This window comes from Sphingomonas flavalba (assembly GCF_004796535.1).
GTDB lineage: Bacteria > Pseudomonadota > Alphaproteobacteria > Sphingomonadales > Sphingomonadaceae > Sphingomonas_L > Sphingomonas_L flavalba.
In genome coordinates this window covers 91974-107794 of record NZ_SPHY01000004.1, presented here as the reverse complement: position 1 = coordinate 107794, position 15821 = coordinate 91974, and the positions used below count along the sequence as shown (strand labels likewise).

Annotated in this window: 16 protein-coding genes; 7 read left to right on the top strand and 9 right to left on the bottom strand. The window is 65.9% G+C overall.

Annotation, left to right across the window (positions count from 1 at the left end; translation table 11 throughout):
- Window positions 1-10 precede the first annotated feature (10 nt).
- Entirely contained in the window at window positions 11-910 is a 900-nt protein-coding gene (locus E4A53_RS05915) for an acyl-CoA thioesterase (RefSeq protein WP_136162175.1), read from the top strand.
- Between the two features lie 18 nt (window positions 911-928).
- Window positions 929-1420 (top strand): MaoC/PaaZ C-terminal domain-containing protein, encoded by a 492-nt coding sequence (locus tag E4A53_RS05910; protein WP_136162174.1) that lies wholly within the window; start codon window positions 929-931, stop codon window positions 1418-1420.
- 350 nt (window positions 1421-1770) lie between these two features.
- Here the strand turns inward: E4A53_RS05910 and E4A53_RS05905 are convergent, their stop codons facing one another.
- Genes E4A53_RS05905 through E4A53_RS05875 form a run of 7 tightly spaced genes read right to left on the bottom strand, consistent with a single transcriptional unit; the run spans window position 1771 to window position 9250 of the window.
- A complete protein-coding gene (locus E4A53_RS05905) occupies window positions 1771-2931 on the bottom strand; it encodes an acyl-CoA dehydrogenase family protein (protein ID WP_136162173.1) in 1161 nt (386 codons plus the stop codon).
- 16 nt (window positions 2932-2947) lie between these two features.
- Window positions 2948-4324, bottom strand: a complete 1377-nt coding sequence (locus E4A53_RS05900) for a dihydrolipoamide acetyltransferase family protein (protein WP_136162172.1) — start codon at window positions 4322-4324, stop codon at window positions 2948-2950.
- 11 nt (window positions 4325-4335) lie between these two features.
- Window positions 4336-5346, bottom strand: coding sequence for an alpha-ketoacid dehydrogenase subunit beta (locus E4A53_RS05895; RefSeq protein ID WP_136162171.1), 1011 nt, complete (start codon window positions 5344-5346; stop codon window positions 4336-4338).
- Window positions 5347-5360: 14 nt separating this feature from the next.
- A complete protein-coding gene (locus E4A53_RS05890; RefSeq protein WP_136162170.1) occupies window positions 5361-6332 on the bottom strand; it encodes a thiamine pyrophosphate-dependent dehydrogenase E1 component subunit alpha in 972 nt (323 codons plus the stop codon).
- 39 nt (window positions 6333-6371) lie between these two features.
- Entirely contained in the window at window positions 6372-7700 is a 1329-nt protein-coding gene (locus tag E4A53_RS05885; protein WP_136162169.1) for an aromatic ring-hydroxylating oxygenase subunit alpha, read from the bottom strand.
- 28 nt (window positions 7701-7728) lie between these two features.
- A complete protein-coding gene (locus E4A53_RS05880; RefSeq protein WP_136162168.1) occupies window positions 7729-8490 on the bottom strand; it encodes an SDR family NAD(P)-dependent oxidoreductase in 762 nt (253 codons plus the stop codon).
- Window positions 8491-8506: 16 nt separating this feature from the next.
- Window positions 8507-9250 carry an SDR family NAD(P)-dependent oxidoreductase gene (locus E4A53_RS05875; RefSeq protein WP_168694319.1) on the bottom strand — a complete coding sequence of 248 codons (744 nt, stop codon included), beginning with the start codon at window positions 9248-9250 and terminating at the stop codon, window positions 8507-8509.
- 380 nt (window positions 9251-9630) lie between these two features.
- Between E4A53_RS05875 and E4A53_RS05870 the strand changes: the two genes are divergently transcribed.
- Window positions 9631-10302 carry a TetR/AcrR family transcriptional regulator gene (locus E4A53_RS05870; RefSeq protein WP_136162166.1) on the top strand — a complete coding sequence of 224 codons (672 nt, stop codon included), beginning with the start codon at window positions 9631-9633 and terminating at the stop codon, window positions 10300-10302.
- Here the strand turns inward: E4A53_RS05870 and E4A53_RS05865 are convergent.
- Complete coding sequence (locus E4A53_RS05865) at window positions 10290-11021, bottom strand: ThuA domain-containing protein (protein ID WP_136162165.1); 732 nt, start codon at window positions 11019-11021, stop codon at window positions 10290-10292. The two genes, E4A53_RS05870 and E4A53_RS05865, sit on opposite strands and share 13 nt — an antisense overlap.
- A gap of 74 nt (window positions 11022-11095) precedes the next feature.
- Between E4A53_RS05865 and E4A53_RS05860 the strand changes: the two genes are divergently transcribed.
- From E4A53_RS05860 to E4A53_RS05850, 3 genes are read left to right on the top strand one after another with little or no spacing between them, the layout of a single operon-like run.
- Window positions 11096-12310, top strand: coding sequence for a CaiB/BaiF CoA transferase family protein (locus E4A53_RS05860; protein ID WP_136162164.1), 1215 nt, complete (start codon window positions 11096-11098; stop codon window positions 12308-12310).
- Entirely contained in the window at window positions 12307-12696 is a 390-nt protein-coding gene (locus E4A53_RS05855) for a Zn-ribbon domain-containing OB-fold protein (protein WP_136162163.1), read from the top strand. The genes E4A53_RS05860 and E4A53_RS05855 overlap by 4 nt, the downstream gene beginning before the upstream one ends.
- A gap of 2 nt (window positions 12697-12698) precedes the next feature.
- The gene (locus E4A53_RS05850; protein ID WP_136162162.1) at window positions 12699-13850 is read left to right on the top strand and encodes a thiolase; all 1152 of its coding nucleotides are present in this window, start codon (window positions 12699-12701) and stop codon (window positions 13848-13850) included.
- Here E4A53_RS05850 and E4A53_RS05845 read toward each other — a convergent pair.
- The gene (locus E4A53_RS05845) at window positions 13847-14698 is read right to left on the bottom strand and encodes a ThuA domain-containing protein (RefSeq protein WP_136162161.1); all 852 of its coding nucleotides are present in this window, start codon (window positions 14696-14698) and stop codon (window positions 13847-13849) included. The two genes, E4A53_RS05850 and E4A53_RS05845, sit on opposite strands and share 4 nt — an antisense overlap.
- A 204-nt stretch (window positions 14699-14902) precedes the next feature.
- Here E4A53_RS05845 and E4A53_RS05840 point away from each other — a divergent pair, with 204 nt between their 5' ends.
- Window positions 14903-15808, top strand: a complete 906-nt coding sequence (locus tag E4A53_RS05840; RefSeq protein ID WP_136162160.1) for an SDR family oxidoreductase — start codon at window positions 14903-14905, stop codon at window positions 15806-15808.
- The last annotated feature ends 13 nt before the right edge of the window (window positions 15809-15821 follow it).

The following is a 15821-nucleotide window of genomic DNA, read 5'->3' as shown; positions in this document are numbered from 1 at the left end:
GCCCTGCCGCATGGCTGACGCCGGCGGGGTCGACGATCCCGCCACCGAACGCCGGATGATGTTCGCGTTCGAGACGGTCGGCGCCGATCGTTTCCGCCTGCCCCCGGTGCCGAGCCGCCTGTTGCGCCTGTATGGCGGGCAGGTGATCGCGCAGGCGCTGGCGGCGGTGCAGCGCACGGCGCCGCCCGGTCGGCCGGTCCATAGCTGCCACGCCTATTTCGTCAGCGCCGGCGACAGCGCCCGGCCGATCGACTTCATCGTCAGCCGCGATCGCGACGGCCGCAGCTTTTCCGCCCGCCGGGTGGCGGTGGAGCAGGACGGCCGGCTGATCCTGAGTATGGCGGCGTCGCTGCACGCCATTGAGGCGGGCGCGCAACACCAGTTCGCGATGCCGGAGGTGGCGCCACCGGAAAGCCTGCGGCCGATGGAAGACGCCATCGCGGCGTTCGGCGACACGCTGCCCCGGCGGCACTGGCCGTTCTGGCGGCGCGAACAGATGATCGACTGGCGCCCGGTCGAGCCGTTCCGGATCATGAACGGGCCGCCGGAGCCGTCGCCGCGCCATTTCTGGCTGCGGCTGAAGGCGCCGCTGGGCGACGACCCGGCGGAGCATCAGCGCTTCCTGGCCTATGCGTCGGATCTGCACATCCTTCACGCCGGGCTGGCGCCGCTCGGCATCGGCTGGGCCGATCCCTATCTGCAGACCGCCAGCCTCGATCATGCGATCTGGTTTCACGACCGTTTCCGGGTTGACGAGTGGCTGCTCTATGCGCTCGACAGTCCGGCGGCGGGCCATGCCCGCGCGCTGGGGCGCGGCAACGTCTTCGCGCGCGACGGCCGGCTGGTGGCGACCGTGGCGCAGCAGGGCCTGATCCGGGTTCGCACGGAGCTGCAGGACGAAAAACTCTGACGCCGAGCGGGAGCGAACATGGCCGAGACCCCCTTTGCCGCGGCAACGCCGCATCGCTGCTTCGAGGATCTGAGCGTCGGCGAATATCGCGCTTCCCGCGAGAAGCGGGTGACGCGCGACGAGATACTGGCGTTCGCGCGGACCTATGACCCGCAATGGTTCCATGCCGATCCGGAACGGGCGAAGCAGTCGGTGTTCGGCGAGCTGGTCGCCAGCGGCATCCATGTGCTGGCGCTGTGGCGGCAGCTGGACCACGAGATCAATTCGGACATCGATTTCGTGTGCGGCGTCGGGTGGGACGAACTGCGCCTGAAGCGCGCGATCCGCGCCGGAGACATCATCCATGTTACCTCGGAGATCGTCGACCTGCGCCCGTCGACGACCAGCGCCGACCGGGGCACGGCACTGACCCGCTATGCGGTGGTGACGCAGGACGGCGAGGAAGCGGTGACCTTCACCAGCATCAACCTGGTCTACACCCGCGAAGGGCGGGCAAGAGCCGCCGGCTGAACCCGCGCCGCCGCAACCCGATCGGGACAAAGAGAAAAGGGGGATTCCCGCTTACGCAGGAATGACGAGGGGGGGCGGATGCCGGAAGCGCGGCCCTTCCCTTCATTCCTAGCGGCGCCGTGGCGATCCGCGCGGGTGGTTCCCGTGGAATGGCTTCGCCGCCTGCCGGGCCGTGTCGCGCGCCGTTTCGCAGGGGCGCGATGCTGCCTGAAGCGGACAAGCTCCCGACCCCGATGCCATTGGAATGCCCCCATCGTCATTGCGAGCGAAGCGAAGCAATCCGGGGCGGTTTCACGCGCCCTGTGGATTGCCGCGTCACTGCGCTCCTCGCAATGACGATCCATCATGCTTTAGCGGCGCTGGTCGAAGCGACGGCCGAGCATGGCGCCGGCGATGTTGACCTTCTGGATGTCGATGGCGCCGCCGGCGATGCCCCAGCCCCAACTGTCACGTAGGCGCCGTTCCATCGGAAATTCCTTCGAATAGCCATAGGCGCCCATCAGTTGCAGGGCATCGCCCGCCACCTCGCGCGCGATGGTGTTGGCGAAGCATTTGCCGACCGAGCTGTCGAGGACCGACGGCAGACCTTCCTCCGCGTTGGCGGCGGCGCGCCAGATAAGCAGGCGTGCCGCGTCGCATTTCATCTGCATTTCCGCGAGCTTCAACTGGACGGCCTGGAATTCGGCGATCGGCTTGCCGAATTGCTTGCGTTCCTGGACATAGACGCAGACGTCTTCCAGCGCGCCGGAAGCCTGGCCGAGCGCCATCGTCGCGTTGCCGCAGCGTTCCAGGTCGAACGCCTCCATCAACTGCTTGAAGCCGCCGGCGGGGACGATGATGTTGCCGACCGGGACCGCGCAGTCGTCGAAGTTGAGATCCGACGACGGGATGCCCCGAAAGCCCATCAACTGTTCGGGCGGGCCGAAGCTGAGACCCGGCGCGCCCTTTTCGACGAGGACCGCGCCGATGCCCTTCGCGCCGGGCGCATCCGACAGCCGGCAATAGACGACATAGGCGTCGGCATGACCGCCGCCCGAACACCAGCGCTTGGTGCCGTTGAGGACAACCGTGTCGCCGGAAATGACGCCCTTGGTCTTGAGATCGGTCAGCGCGCTGCCCGCGTCCGGTTCCGACATCGATACGGCGACGACCATATCGCCGGCGCAAACCGCGGGCACGATACGCTTCCTGAGCGCGTCGGGCGCAAAATGCTCGATAGCGCGCACCGGGCCGACCGACGATTCGAAGATCGGGAAGCCGACCGCCGATGATATCTTGGCGAATTCCTCCAGAACAATCAGTGCCTCGATATTGCCGAGGCCAAGGCCGCCAAGCTCCGTCGACACGTTGATGCCGAGAAAACCCTGCGCGGCATAGCGGTGGATGAGTTCGCGACTGGGCGGCCGGTTGTCGCGCTCCAGTTCCGCTGCGATGGCCGGCAGTTCGGCGCGCGCGAATTGGCGGGCGGCGGCCTGAAGCTCGCGCTGGTCGGATGTAAGCGTGAAGTGCAAGTCGGTCCCCCTCGGGCTAAAGCAGTTCAGGCTGCTCGATGAGTGCTGCGAGCGCCACCATGAAGCGGCCTGCGTCGGCGCCGTCGATGGCGCGATGGTCGCACGACAGCGACAGGTGCAGGACCGGCACGATCCGGATGGCGCCATCGTCGTCGATCGGTTCCGGCCGAGCGGTGCCGACGGCGAGAATGGCGCCTTGCGGCGGGTTGATGATCGCGTCGAACTGTTCGACCCCGAAGCCGCCGAGATTGGACAGCGAGAAGCTGCCGCCGGTAAACTCCTCCAGCTTCAGCGTGCCGGCCCGGGCACGCTGAGCAAGCGCCGCCATCGTCGCGGAAATATCCGCCAGGCTGCGTTGATCAGCGGCAGTGACGATCGGCGTGACCAGGCCGCGCTCGGTCGCCACCGCGACGGCGATGTCGGCGGAGGCGAAGCGGTGGATTTCGGTGCCATGAACCTGGATGTTCAGCCGTGGCACCTCGCGCAGCGCAAGCGCGCAGGCCTTCACCAGATAATCGTTGACGCTCGGCCGCTGGCCCTGGACGGCGGCGCGCAACGCCAGCAACCGGTCTGCCCTGACGCGGCGGCGGACATAGAAATGCGGGATCGTGCTCTTCGCTTCGGTCAGTCGGCGCGCGATGGTGCGGCGCATCGACGACATCGGCGTGACGGTGATCTCGCCGGGCGCGGGCGGGGGGGGCGCTGCGTCCGCAAGGCGGGCGAGCACGTCCGCCTTGCGAATGCGGCCGCGTGGGCCGGTGCCGGTGATCTCGTCCAGCGCGACCGCGTGGAGGGTCGCCAGGCGCCTGGCCATCGGTGACGCGAAGGCGGTTCCGCCTGGCGACAGCGGATAGGGGCCGGCCAAGTGCGGCTCCGTCGGTGCTCTGGCCGCCTGATCGACATCCTGCGCGGTGATGCGGCCACCGCGCCCGGAGCCGCTGATCCCGGTCACGTCGACACCGGCATCGGCGGCGCGGGCGCGAGCGGCGGGGCTGATCGCGACGTCATCGGGTACGGGCGGCGGCGCCGGCGTGGCTGCTGGCGCGGGGACAGGGGCGGGGGAGGGGACGGGAGTGTCGGGCTCGAAGCTGGAGTCTGCCGGCTTGAACGCGGCGACGACCGCGTCGATTTCCGCCGCGCTCGCCTCTCCGCCATCGCTGAGCACGGCGAGCAGTGTGCCGACGGGATAGGTCTCACCCGCCTTGGCGATGATGCGGACGAAGCGGCCGGGCGCCTCCGCCTCGACCTCGTTCGTGATCTTGTCGGTTTCGATCAGGGTGAGGAGCGTGCCCTTGTCGAACGGCCGGTTCTCCTCGACCAGCCATTCGGCGATCGTCCCCTCGCTCATTTCGATGCCCCATTTCGGCATCGGGAACGGCTTCAGCTTCGCCATGATCGCGCTCCTCAGCGGAAGGCGAGGGCGCGGCGGACGGCGTCCTCGATCTTCTGGGGCGACGGGACCCAGGCGCGCTCAAGCTCTCGCGCGAATGGAATCGGGGCGTGCGGACCGGTGACCATTTGCGGCGGTGCCTTCAGGCTGGTGAACGCCTTGGCGGCGACAAGCGCAGCGATGTCGGCCGCGAGGCTGCACCGCGGCGGGCTCTCGTCCGCGACGATCAGGCGACCGGTTGCCTCGACCGAATCCAGGATCGCCTCTTCGTCGAGCGGGCTGGTGGTGCGCAGGTCGATGAGGTCGATGCCGATGCCGTCGGCGGCAAGCTTGTCGGCCGCCTTTTCACCGAAATTGACCATCCGGCCACAGGCAACGACAGTGGCGTCACCCCCTTCGCGGACCATGCGCGCCTCGCCGAAGCGCTGGCGGTGCTCGCCGTCGGGCACCTCGCCCTTCACGCCGTAGAGGGTCTTGTGTTCGAAGAACATGACGGGATCGTCCCCGCGCAGCGCCTCGGTCAGCAATCCCTTGGCATCGGCGGGCGTCGTCGGCAGGACGACCTTGAGGCCGGGCATCGCGGTCAGCATCGCATAGACCGACTGGCTATGCTGGGCAGCGGTATTCATGCCGGCACCGTAGATGAGGCGGACCACCGCCGGGCAACGGGTCTTGCCGCCGAACATGTAGCGGAACTTCGCCATCTGGTTCCATAGCTGGTCCAGGCTCACGCCGACGAAATCGGCGAACATCAGTTCGGCGACCGGCCGCTTGCCGGCCAGCGCCGCGCCGGCGGCAGCGCCGATGATCGCGCTTTCCGAGATCGGCGTGTCGATGACGCGGTCCGCGCCGAACTTGGCATAAAGGCCGGGCGTGGTGCCCCAAATGCCGCCGATGGCCTCCGGCCCGCCGGCGGTGCCGGCGCCGCCGACGATGTCCTCACCGAGCACAATGATGCTCGAATCGCGTTCCATTTCGGCCATCAGCGTCGAACTGATCGCTTCGCGGATGTTCATGATCGCCATGGGTCCGCTCCCCTTCAATAGTCGACGTAGACGTCTTGGGCGACGTCGGCGGGGTCTGGCGGCGGCGCCGCACGCGCTTCGGTCACTGCCTCTTCGATCAACTGCGCGACCTCCGCATCAACCCTGTCGAGATCGGCCGGATCGAGCAGCTTCGCTTCGCCGACGCGCGCGCGGAACGCCTTCAGGCAATCGCGGGTCTCGCGCAGGCGGTCGACTTCGCCGGGGCCGCGATAGCGTTGCGGATCGCCCTCGAAATGGCCGTAGAAGCGTTCGGTATCCAGTTCGATCGCTGCCGGGCCGTTGCCGGCGCGGACATAGTCGAGCAACTCGCGCATTGCCTCGTAGGTATCGAAATAGTCGCAGCCATCGGCGCGCCATGCCCGCATGCCGAACGCCTCCGCCCGGCTGGCGATGTCGTTGCTTGTACCCACCGCATAGGAATCGCCGGTGTGTTCGGAATAATGGTTGTTCTCGAACACGAACACCGCTGGTGCCTTCACGACCACGGCGAGGTTCATCGCTTCGAAAGTCGTGCCCTGGTTGCATGCGCCGTCGCCCGAGAAGGCGAGACCGACCCGCCCCTTGCCGTCGAGCCGGGCGGCGATCGCCGCACCGACCGCCTGCGGCGCGCCGGCGCCGACGATGCCATTGGCGCCGAGCATGCCCACCGAGAGATCGGCGATATGCATCGAGCCGCCCCGCCCCTTGCACAGGCCGTCCCGGCGCCCGTAAATCTCCTTCATCATCGCCTTCACGTCGCAGCCTTTGGCGATGCAGTGGCCATGGCCGCGATGCGTCGACACGATCATGTCCTCGTCGGTCAGATGATCGCAGACGCCGACCGCCGCCGCTTCCTGCCCGCAATAGAGGTGGGTGAAGCCGACGATCTCGCCAGTCTTGATCTCTTCGTGCAGACGTTCCTCGAACGCCCGTATCGTCGCCATGCGACGATAGGCGCCGATCAGTTCGTCCCTGGGCAGTTGCATCAACGCACTCTCCCTAACACTGCGCGGAATGTTGCGCGGTCAGACATCGCCCGGCTTCTTGCCGTCCGGATACACGTAATCGCTGATAACTTTGTGGAAATGACGGATGCGCAATTCCTGATCGCCAATCCACAACCCCTTGAACGCGCTGTTGTGCATGCCGCTCTGCACCGTCGGCAGGTTGAACGCGTCCTGATCTAGCACGCTGCCGATCGATTTCTCGCCATGCCTGAACTGCTTGTGCTTTGGCCGCTCAGGCCATTCCGAACCGTTCGGAACCAGCTCGAACATCCAGATGTCGTAGAACATCTTGTTGGGATCGGTCGGATGCGGCCGCTGGCGGAACATCATGACGTCGTCGGCATGAACGTTCATCGAGACGTTCGGGAAGATCGTATAGTGATAGTCGTCGGTTAGCTGATCGTCGTTCAGTTCCGAATAGTCCTTGCCCCGTTCCAATCCGTGCTTGCGCTTGAAGAGCTGGACATCGCGACGGATGTCGCTGACCCGCCCTTCATACTCGGCCGGGTCCATGCCCGCCTTGACCATGATGTCATGGATTGCCGGCGGAATCGCCGACGGCAACGCGACGCGCGGGCTGACGGTGGCGAACGGGATCAGGTAGCGGTTATGTCGCTCGTAGCAGTCGATCTGGACGTTGACGTCGTCGAGATACCATTTGAGCTGCGGATGTATGCCCTGGACGTGATAGGCCTCGCTGAAGGCGTCGACACTGGCTTTCCAGTTGCAGTCCCACTCCACGGTGATGTCGCGCGTCCAGGCCATCCGTTCCATGTGATACGGCTCGAGGTGCTGCTGGAGCGGAGCCAGATAATCGGCCAGCGGCTCGACATCCGGATTGAGCGAGAACCAGACAAAGCTGCCCCACTCAGCGCACGGATAATTGGGTAGTCCGCCCGTCGGCGGGCCGCCCTGAGGAAAGCTGTCGAGATCCGGAATATGCTCCAGGCGCCCGTCGAGGCCGTAGACCCAATGATGATACATGCAGCGGAATTTTTCCGTCGTGCCGCAACCGGACGGCCGCAACTTGTTCCCGCGATGCAGGCAGACGTTGGGAAAGGCGCGGACCGATCCGTCGGGCTGACGGACGATCAGCACCGATTCCTTGCCGATGTCCGTGCAGATATAATCGCCCGGCGACCGAAGATCGTCGGACCGGCCGCCCAGCAGCCAGACCTTCGACCAGATATGCTCCCATTCCAGCTTCATGAATTCTTCGCTGGTGTAGCGAGCGGCCGGGATCATCTCGTGACCGAGATCGGGCTCCTCCTCCTTCTGCGCCGGAGTGCCGTCCGGCCAATCCTGCGGATTCACCCGGATGATGTCGACTTTGCGCTTGACGTCCATCGTTCGCCTCTTCGCCGTGCGGCCGCCTCTAGAAATGCGTGCGGTTGGTGAAACCGCCGTCGACGACGAGGTGCGACCCGTTGCACCAACTGGCCGCCGGGCTGGAGAGAAACGCGATTGCCCGGGCTATTTCCTCCGGCGTGCCGAGACGGCCGGTTGGTTGTTGACGCAACTGGGCGTTGTAGAACTTTTCCATCGTGCCCTTGATCATGTCCCAATTTCCGCCCTCGAACTCGACGGGGCCGGGGGAGACGACGTTGACGCGGATACCGTCCTTGCCGTGGAACAACGCCAGCTGCTTGCCCCAGGTGACGAGCGACGCCTTCATCGCATTATAGGCTTGCGGCCCGCCCATCGCCTCACCCGCCGAAGTGGTGGCGATCAGCACGATCGAACCGGACTGCTGCTCCGTCATCGTCGGCAGCACCGCCTCCACCGCGCGCACCGGCCCCATCACGTCGACTTCGAAGGCGTTGGCCCAATATTTCTCGCTGCCCATGCCGCCGCCGGCGGAGGTGATCGGGATCAGGATGTCGCAGCCGCCCAGCTCCGCGACCGCCCATTCGAGCCAGGTTTTGTAGTCGTCCGCCTTCTTGACGTTGACCGGCTTGCCGATCACGCGCGTGCCGTAGCGGCCGAGGGCGGCTACGGCATCCTTCACTCCGTCTTCCGAGCGGGCGGTGATCGCCAGGTCGCAGCCCTCGCGCGCAAGCACTTCCGCCGTCGCCATGCCGATCCCCCGCGCCGCGCCGATGAGGATCGCCTTCTTGCCTTGTAGTCCCAGATCCACCTGACCGCTCCTTCGTTCAGCCCTTGAGTTCGCTCTTGCGCGGCAGCCGGCATAGCTGCGCGCCCCCGCTGACCTGCGTGATTTCGCCCGTGGCGTAGCAATCCGCCGCCGCGAGATAGGCGACCGCCGCCGCCACCTGCCCAGGCTGGGTCAGCGCGCCTAGAGCCGTTTCCCGTTCGTAGAGGGTGCGTAGCCGGTCGTCGCCGAGGAAGGCGTCCGTCATCGGCGTGTGGACGAAACCAGGCGCGATCGCATTGACCCGGATGCCGAGCGGGCCGAATTCGAGAGCCGCGACCCGGACGACGTGGTCGAGCGCCGCCTTCGCCGCGGAGTAGGCAACGAGACCGGCGCCCGCGCGCTGGCTGACCACCGACGAGAACAGGATAATGCTGCCGCCGCGAGGCATGCGAGGGCCGAAATGCTTCAGCAGCAGGATATTGGCGGTGACGTGCATCGCCAGCTGCGCTTCTATTTCCGCCCGGCTGATATTGACGATGGAGCGGCCCATCGTCGTGCCGGCGGTGTTGACCAGTACGTCCAGTGTGCCCACCGCTGTCGCCGCCGCCGCGATCGATTCCTCGTCCAGCACGTCGCAGACGCGTGCCTGGCCGCCGATCTCTTGGGCGAGGGAGTCGAGCCGTCGGGCGTTGCGGCCGGAAACGGTGACGGCGAAACCGTCCGCCGCCAGGCGCCGCGCCGACGCCTCGCCGAGGCCGCCGGGGCTGGATGCACCGATAACGAGAGCCGATCGCTTCTGCATGACCGCACAATGGCGAAGGTGGATCGGCATGACAAGTAAGAAACAAGCATGACTGTTTTTTATAAGATGCGGTTGATCGCCGGGCGTCGCGGAGGCCGTCCCGGCCCGGAAGGCGACTGGCGCGATGCCGGAGGAGCGTGACGGTTCTCGCGGTCGTGTGAGCGGCGCGCCATTCGGTCGTGGTGTTCGCGCGACCCGCCTCAGCCGATGTCGCGGCGCGCGGGATCGCGGATTTCCGGTGCCGGATCGGATAGTTACCGGCCGGCCAGCGAACCGGAGTAAACATTGGAAATGCGACCCGCCGATATGCTATCCGCGCGACCGTGCCCTTGACATGGCGCGTAAAAGACATTCAAGATTGTTTTTTGAAAGGATGATCGATGGCGCTTGCGACCGTGCGCTCTGCTCCGGGCCCGAGGGCGAGTCGTCCGCCGTCCGCCAAGGGACCGACCCAGCAATCCCTGAAAAGCGCGCAGACACGCGCCAGACTGATCGACGCGACGATCCGCTGCATCGTCAAATACGGCTATGCGGACACCACGACGCCGCAGGTCGCGGCCGAGGCCGGCCTGTCGCGCGGCGCGATGCTCCATCATTTCGAGAACGGCGTGGCGCTGATCAAGGCCGCGATCGTCGAGTTGCACGAGAAACGGCTGCGGGCGTTCCGCCGGGCCGCCGAAGGGGACGATCACGAACCGGCGGCGATGGTCAAGACCTATTGGCGTCAGTTGCAGAAGCCCGCTTTCATCGCTTTCCACGAACTGGCGCTGGCGGCGCGGACCAATGCCGATCTGGCGCGCATCCTCCACCCGCTGCAGGTCGAGTTTCGCGAGAAGTTCAATCAGCAGGCGGTGCAGTTGTTCCCGGAGTGGCAGAGCGATCCCGAACGTTTCGCGATCGCGATGAGCTTTTCGCAAACGATGATGGAGGGCATGGCGATCGGCATGCTGACCGGGGCGATGAACGAAGCGATGGTCGAGCCGATGCTTCGCCAGATGGAGCTCCAGATCATCGCCCTGAAGGATGAGGTGATGAAGGCTCAGCCGAGTTGAGACAGGCCCCAGCGTATGCCGCGCCGAAGCAGTTCGTAGAACACCGGATAGTTCCACGAACAGCGCTGCGGGTGCGGCCAGAAATCGGCGACCGGCCGCAGATCGTAATGGCCGCGGCAATGGCCGAGCGTCAGATACAGTACGGCGCCGTCGCCGACGCGGCGCTCGTAAAGGACCGGCACTTCCGCCTCGTCCCAGTCGGCATCGCGAAATTCGGCGCAATGACCGGTGAAGCGGGTGTGCAGCAGCACATCGATGTCGGCCGTGCGGCGGTTCAGGTACATCTCGTCTTCAACCCGGAAATCGCGCAGGCCGGCCGTCATCGGATGATCGGGCCGGGTCACGAAGACCTTGAACGGCTCGATCGGCGGGTGAGCGGTGAAGCGCGAGCCGAGCAGTTCCATGAACTCGGGCGCTTCGTCTGGCGTGTCGACGATGCCGTCCGCGGCGAAGCGGAGAACGGCATTGGTGCCGTGCAACGCCAGCCAGCGCCCCCCGCCTTCAAGAAAGCGGCGTAGGAGGATGGTCTGATCGGGTGTCGGAATGAGGTCGCAGGTATAGGTGATCAGCAGGTTTGCGGCGGCGATACGGTCGGTGTCGGCATAGTCGGAGGAAACGGAGGTGCGGATTTCGGGATGTTCGGCCAGCAATTTCAGCAATTCCAGGCGCGCGAAGTCGATATCGTGATACTTGCCAGCCGCCACCAGATGCGCCTTCATCACCATCCCTTTCGCTCACGTGCGTGTGCGATGGTAGGCGGGGGAGCGGGCCTGGCAAGAGGGAAGGCCGGGCGATGAGCGGGCGGGGACAAGGGCCGCTGGCGGGCATTCGCATCCTTGATCTCACCAGCGTGCTGATGGGGCCATACGCCACCCAGGTCTTCGCCGATCTGGGCGCCGACGTCATCAAGATCGAGGGGCCGGGCGGCGATACCACCCGCTTCCTGCCGCCCGGGAACGATCCGGCGCGTGGCGGCATGTTCCTGAACGTCAACCGCGGCAAGCGCAGCCTGGTGCTCGACCTGAAACAGCCGGCCGGGCGCGATGCCCTGCTGAAGCTGGCCGAGGGGGCGGACGTGTTCGTCCATTCGATGCGTGCGCAGGCGATCGACCGGCTTGGCCTGGACTATGCCGCGCTGAAGGCGGCCAACCCGCGGATCGTTTACGCCAATCTCTACGGCTTTGCCCGGTCGGGTCCCTATCGCGACTATCCCGCCTACGACGACATCGTGCAGGCCGCATCGGGTATCGTCGATTTGCAGGCCCGGCTGTCCGGCGGGGAGCCGACCTATCTGGCGACGGTGGTCGCCGACAAGGTCGCGGGATTGACCGGCGTCTACGCGATCATCGCCGCGCTGTTCGCGCGCGAACGTACCGGCGTGGGGCAGGAGGTGGAAGTGCCGATGTTCGAGACGTTGGTGTCGTTCGCCGCCACCGAGCATCTGTGCGGATCGCTGTTCGTGCCGCCGCTGGGCCCGCCCGAATACCCGCGCGCGACGTCCGCCTCGCGCCGGCCGTACAAGACCAGCGACGGGCATATCGGCGTGATGATCTATAACGACAAGCATTGGCGCGCCTTCTTTCATGCGATCGGCGATCCCGAATGGTCGACCGATCCGATGTTCCAGTCGATGCGCAGCCGCACCGAAAATATCGGCGCGGTGCTCGCCAAGGTCGCGGAAGTGCTTGAGCAACGCAGCACCGCCGAATGGCTGGCGCTGTTTCGCGACGCGGAGATTCCGGCAATGGCCATCGCCAGCCTGACCGACCTGCTCGACGACCCGCATCTGGTGGAAACCGGCTTTTGGCAGGTGCGGGAGACGGAAGCCGGCACCCTGCGCTATCCCGGCATTCCGACCCGCTTTTCGGAGACACCGGGAGAAATCGGTGATCCCGGCCCGGCATTGGGAGCGGATAGTGAGACGATCCTGACGGAGGCGGGGCTGGATGCCGCCGCGATTGCCGCGCTCGCGGCGAGCGGCGCCGTCCGGCTGCCCGATACGCCGTGAAAGACGCGGGCGGCGCGACGAGCGACGCGGCCGAGGCCCATTGGCGGGCGGCGCTCGCCGAAGGCCGTTTCCTGCTCCAGCGCGCGGTGAACAGCGGCACCGTCGTTTTTCCGCCGCGCGTGGCCGAGCCGGGAACCGGCGACCCCGATCTGGAGTGGTTCGAGGCGTCGGGCATGGGAACCGTCTATTCGGTGACGATCGTCGCGCAGCGGCATCCCGAGGCGCCTTATAATGTCGCGCTGATCGATCTGGATGAAGGGGCCAGGATGATGAGTCGGGTCGACGGCGTGGCGAGCGATGCCGTGCGGATCGGCATGCGTGTGCGCGCACGCATCATCGCTGAAGGCGATGCGCCCCTGATCGTTTTCGACCCGGTAGGTCGATAGCGATGGGTGGGCATTTTCCACGTGGCAGTAGCGCTATTGCAGGGCTCGCCACATATGGCATCGGCGAAGCGCCGGGGTTCAGTTCCCTGGAACTGGCGGCAAAGGCGGGGTTGCTTGCCGTCGCTGATGCCGGGCTGACGCTGGGCGATGTCGACGCGCTGTTCATATGCCTCCCCGACGACTTCTTCGCGGGGCTGACCTTCGCCGAATATCTCGGGCTGACGCCGCGCTTTACCGACAACAACCGCACCGGCGGTTCCGCGTTCATGAGCCATATGATCACGGCGGCGCTGGCGCTGTCCGCCGGCTATATAGACGTGGCGCTGATCGCCTACGGATCCAACCAGCGCACGAATGGCGGCAGGCTGGCGACATCGATCACGAGCAATCGCTGGGATGCCCCGTATCGGCCGCTGTTCCCGTTATCCTCCTACGCGCTGGCCGCCGCGCGCCATATGCACGAATATGGCACGACGCGCGCCCAGTTGGCCGAGGTCGCGGTTGCGGCGCGCCAGTGGGCGAACGGGAACCCGGAAGCGTTCGCGAAGGGGCCGCTGACGATCGAGGACTGTTTGGCGTCGCGGATGATCAGCACGCCCATCGCGCGGCACGATTGCTGCCTGGTGACGGACGGCGCGGCGGCGATCGTCATGACTCGAGCCGATCGCGCGCGCGACCTTGCCCGTCCATCGGTGCCGGTGCTCGGCGCGGCCGCCGCGACCTGGTGGAACTCGATCGCGCAGACGGGCGACATCACGACGACGGCAGCGGCGGAATCGGGCGCGCGCGCCTATACCGCCGCTGGGATCGGCCCGGCCGATATCCAGGTCGTGCAGCTTTATGATGCGTTCACGATCAACACTATTCTGTTCCTGGAAGATCTGGGTTTTTGTCCAAAAGGGGAGGGCGGGCGGTTCGTGTCTGACGGGCGTATTGCGCCGGGCGGCGCGTTGCCGGTCAACACCAATGGCGGCGGCCTGTCGTGCTGCCACCCCGGCATGTATGGCCTGTTCGCGATCGTCGAGGCGGCGCGCCAGATCAGGGGCGAAGCGGCGAACCAGCTTCCGTCCGTGGATGTTGCGCTGGCGCATGGCAATGGAGGCACCCTGTCCAGCCAGGCCACCGTGATCCTGGGCAGCGCCGCGACGGTCTAAGATTGTCCGGCGGCGATCGAGCGTTGCCGGGCCCAGCGGCTTCCACCGTCCGACGCAACCCAGCGCAAGGCGTTGCCGACGAGCCTGCGATAATGCGGATTGGCATAGGTCTGCGGATTGTCGCCCGGCTGGAGATAGACCAGCGGACTGGTGCCGGCGGCCTTGGCCCAGCCGAGTAGCGGGCTTTGTGCCGACGGCACCCATGGCGGGGCGTCGTCTTCCGCGAGATGGCGGACCGCGCGCATGGCGGAATGAAAGCAGTCCGATGGTATCGGTGTTTCACGATATAGAAGCGGCATCAGCGTGGGATCGTCGAACAACTCGTTCAAATACAACTCGTCAACGAGATCGAACCGGCCCGGCATGTCTTGCAGGATCGGGTGCCGATTGTCGGCGAGCCGGGCCGTATAGCGGACGTTGCCGATATAGCCCGATTCCGGACGCAGTCGGCCGCGGACCAACTGAGGCTTGTAGAGAAACAGGCCGCCCAGCGCCTCCGCGTAAATCGGCCATGCCGGCCAGCCGGCGATAGCATGATGGAGCGCAACCATGCCCTTGCCCGCTGCGAGCAGTGCGAGAAAGCCGGCCTTGAACGCCGGATCGGGGTCGATCAGGGCGGGGAGCTCGGCGGCGGGGACGCGGAAATCCAGCCCCGGCATGTCGTAAAACAGAATGGCGTCGAAGCGGTGCATGGCATCGGGATTGAGCAGCATCGCTGCCGCGGGCTGATCGACCATCGTCGGTTCCACCCCGATCGCGCGTAACATCGCCTCGAACGGATCGCGCGCGAACGGGTGGCCTTTGACGACGACGAACACTTCCAGGCGTTTCCTGCTGCCCTGGGCCATATCCGTTCCCGTCACGATAGAAGCGACAATTCCGACATGGGGCGGCCGCAAACCGCCGAAATGCGAGCCGAGCCTAGCCACGAATAGAATAAAGACAATCCTGTTTGTTTTTTTATGGCGCTGGGCTAGACATCGGCAGACGACGACGGAGGGAGGCAGTGCATCGATGCGGCATCTGGGCGGACAGAAACCAGGCAGGGGGTCATGAACGAACCGAAGATATTCCGCCCGGACCTCAACGATCCAACCCGTCCGCGGCGAGGGCTGACCGACGATGCCCTGTCGACGCGTGAAACGGTGTACCGACCCGATCTTCTGGCCGGTCACACCATGTTGATTTCGGGCGGCGGCAGCGGGATGGGCAAGGCCGCTGCCTTCCTGGCGGCGCGGCTTGGCGCCAATGTCGCGATCTGCGGCCGCAACGAGGACAAGCTGCATAAGACTCGTGACGCGATCCTTGCGGCGACTGGCATCGAGATCTTCGTCCAGGCGATGACGATTCGCGACCCGGACGCGGTGGAGGCGCTGATCGGGACGGTGCACGACCGGTTCGGCGCGATCGATTCGCTGGTCAACAACGCCGGGGGACAGTTCCCGCAGGATGCGATCGACTTTACCCGCAAAGGCTGGCTCGCGGTCATCGACACCAACCTGAACGGTACATGGTGGATGATGCAGGAGGCGGCCAAGCGCTGGCGCGCCGATGGGAAGCCCGGCAATATCATCAACATTGTCGCCAACGTCGAACGGGGCATGCCCCAGGCTGCCCACACGTGCGCCGCGCGCGCGGGTGTGATCTATCTGTCCAAGACCCTCGCTACGGAGTGGGCGCCGTTCGATATCCGCGTCAATTGCATAGGCCCGGGCGTGATCGAAACCGAAGGGTTCGCGATGTATCCGGAGGAAGCGCTGGAGCGATTCCACCTGGCCAATCCGATGAAGAAGCGGGGCGACGCGTGGGACGTTGCCGAGGCGATCGCCTATCTTGCTTCGCCGGCGGCGTCGTTCATCAATGGCGACCTGCTGATCGTCGATGGCGGGCAGGCCCAATGGGGCGTGATCTGGCCGGCGGGCATGCCCGACTATTTCAATGAGAGCGGCGCTGCTTGAACCGAAGGTGGCG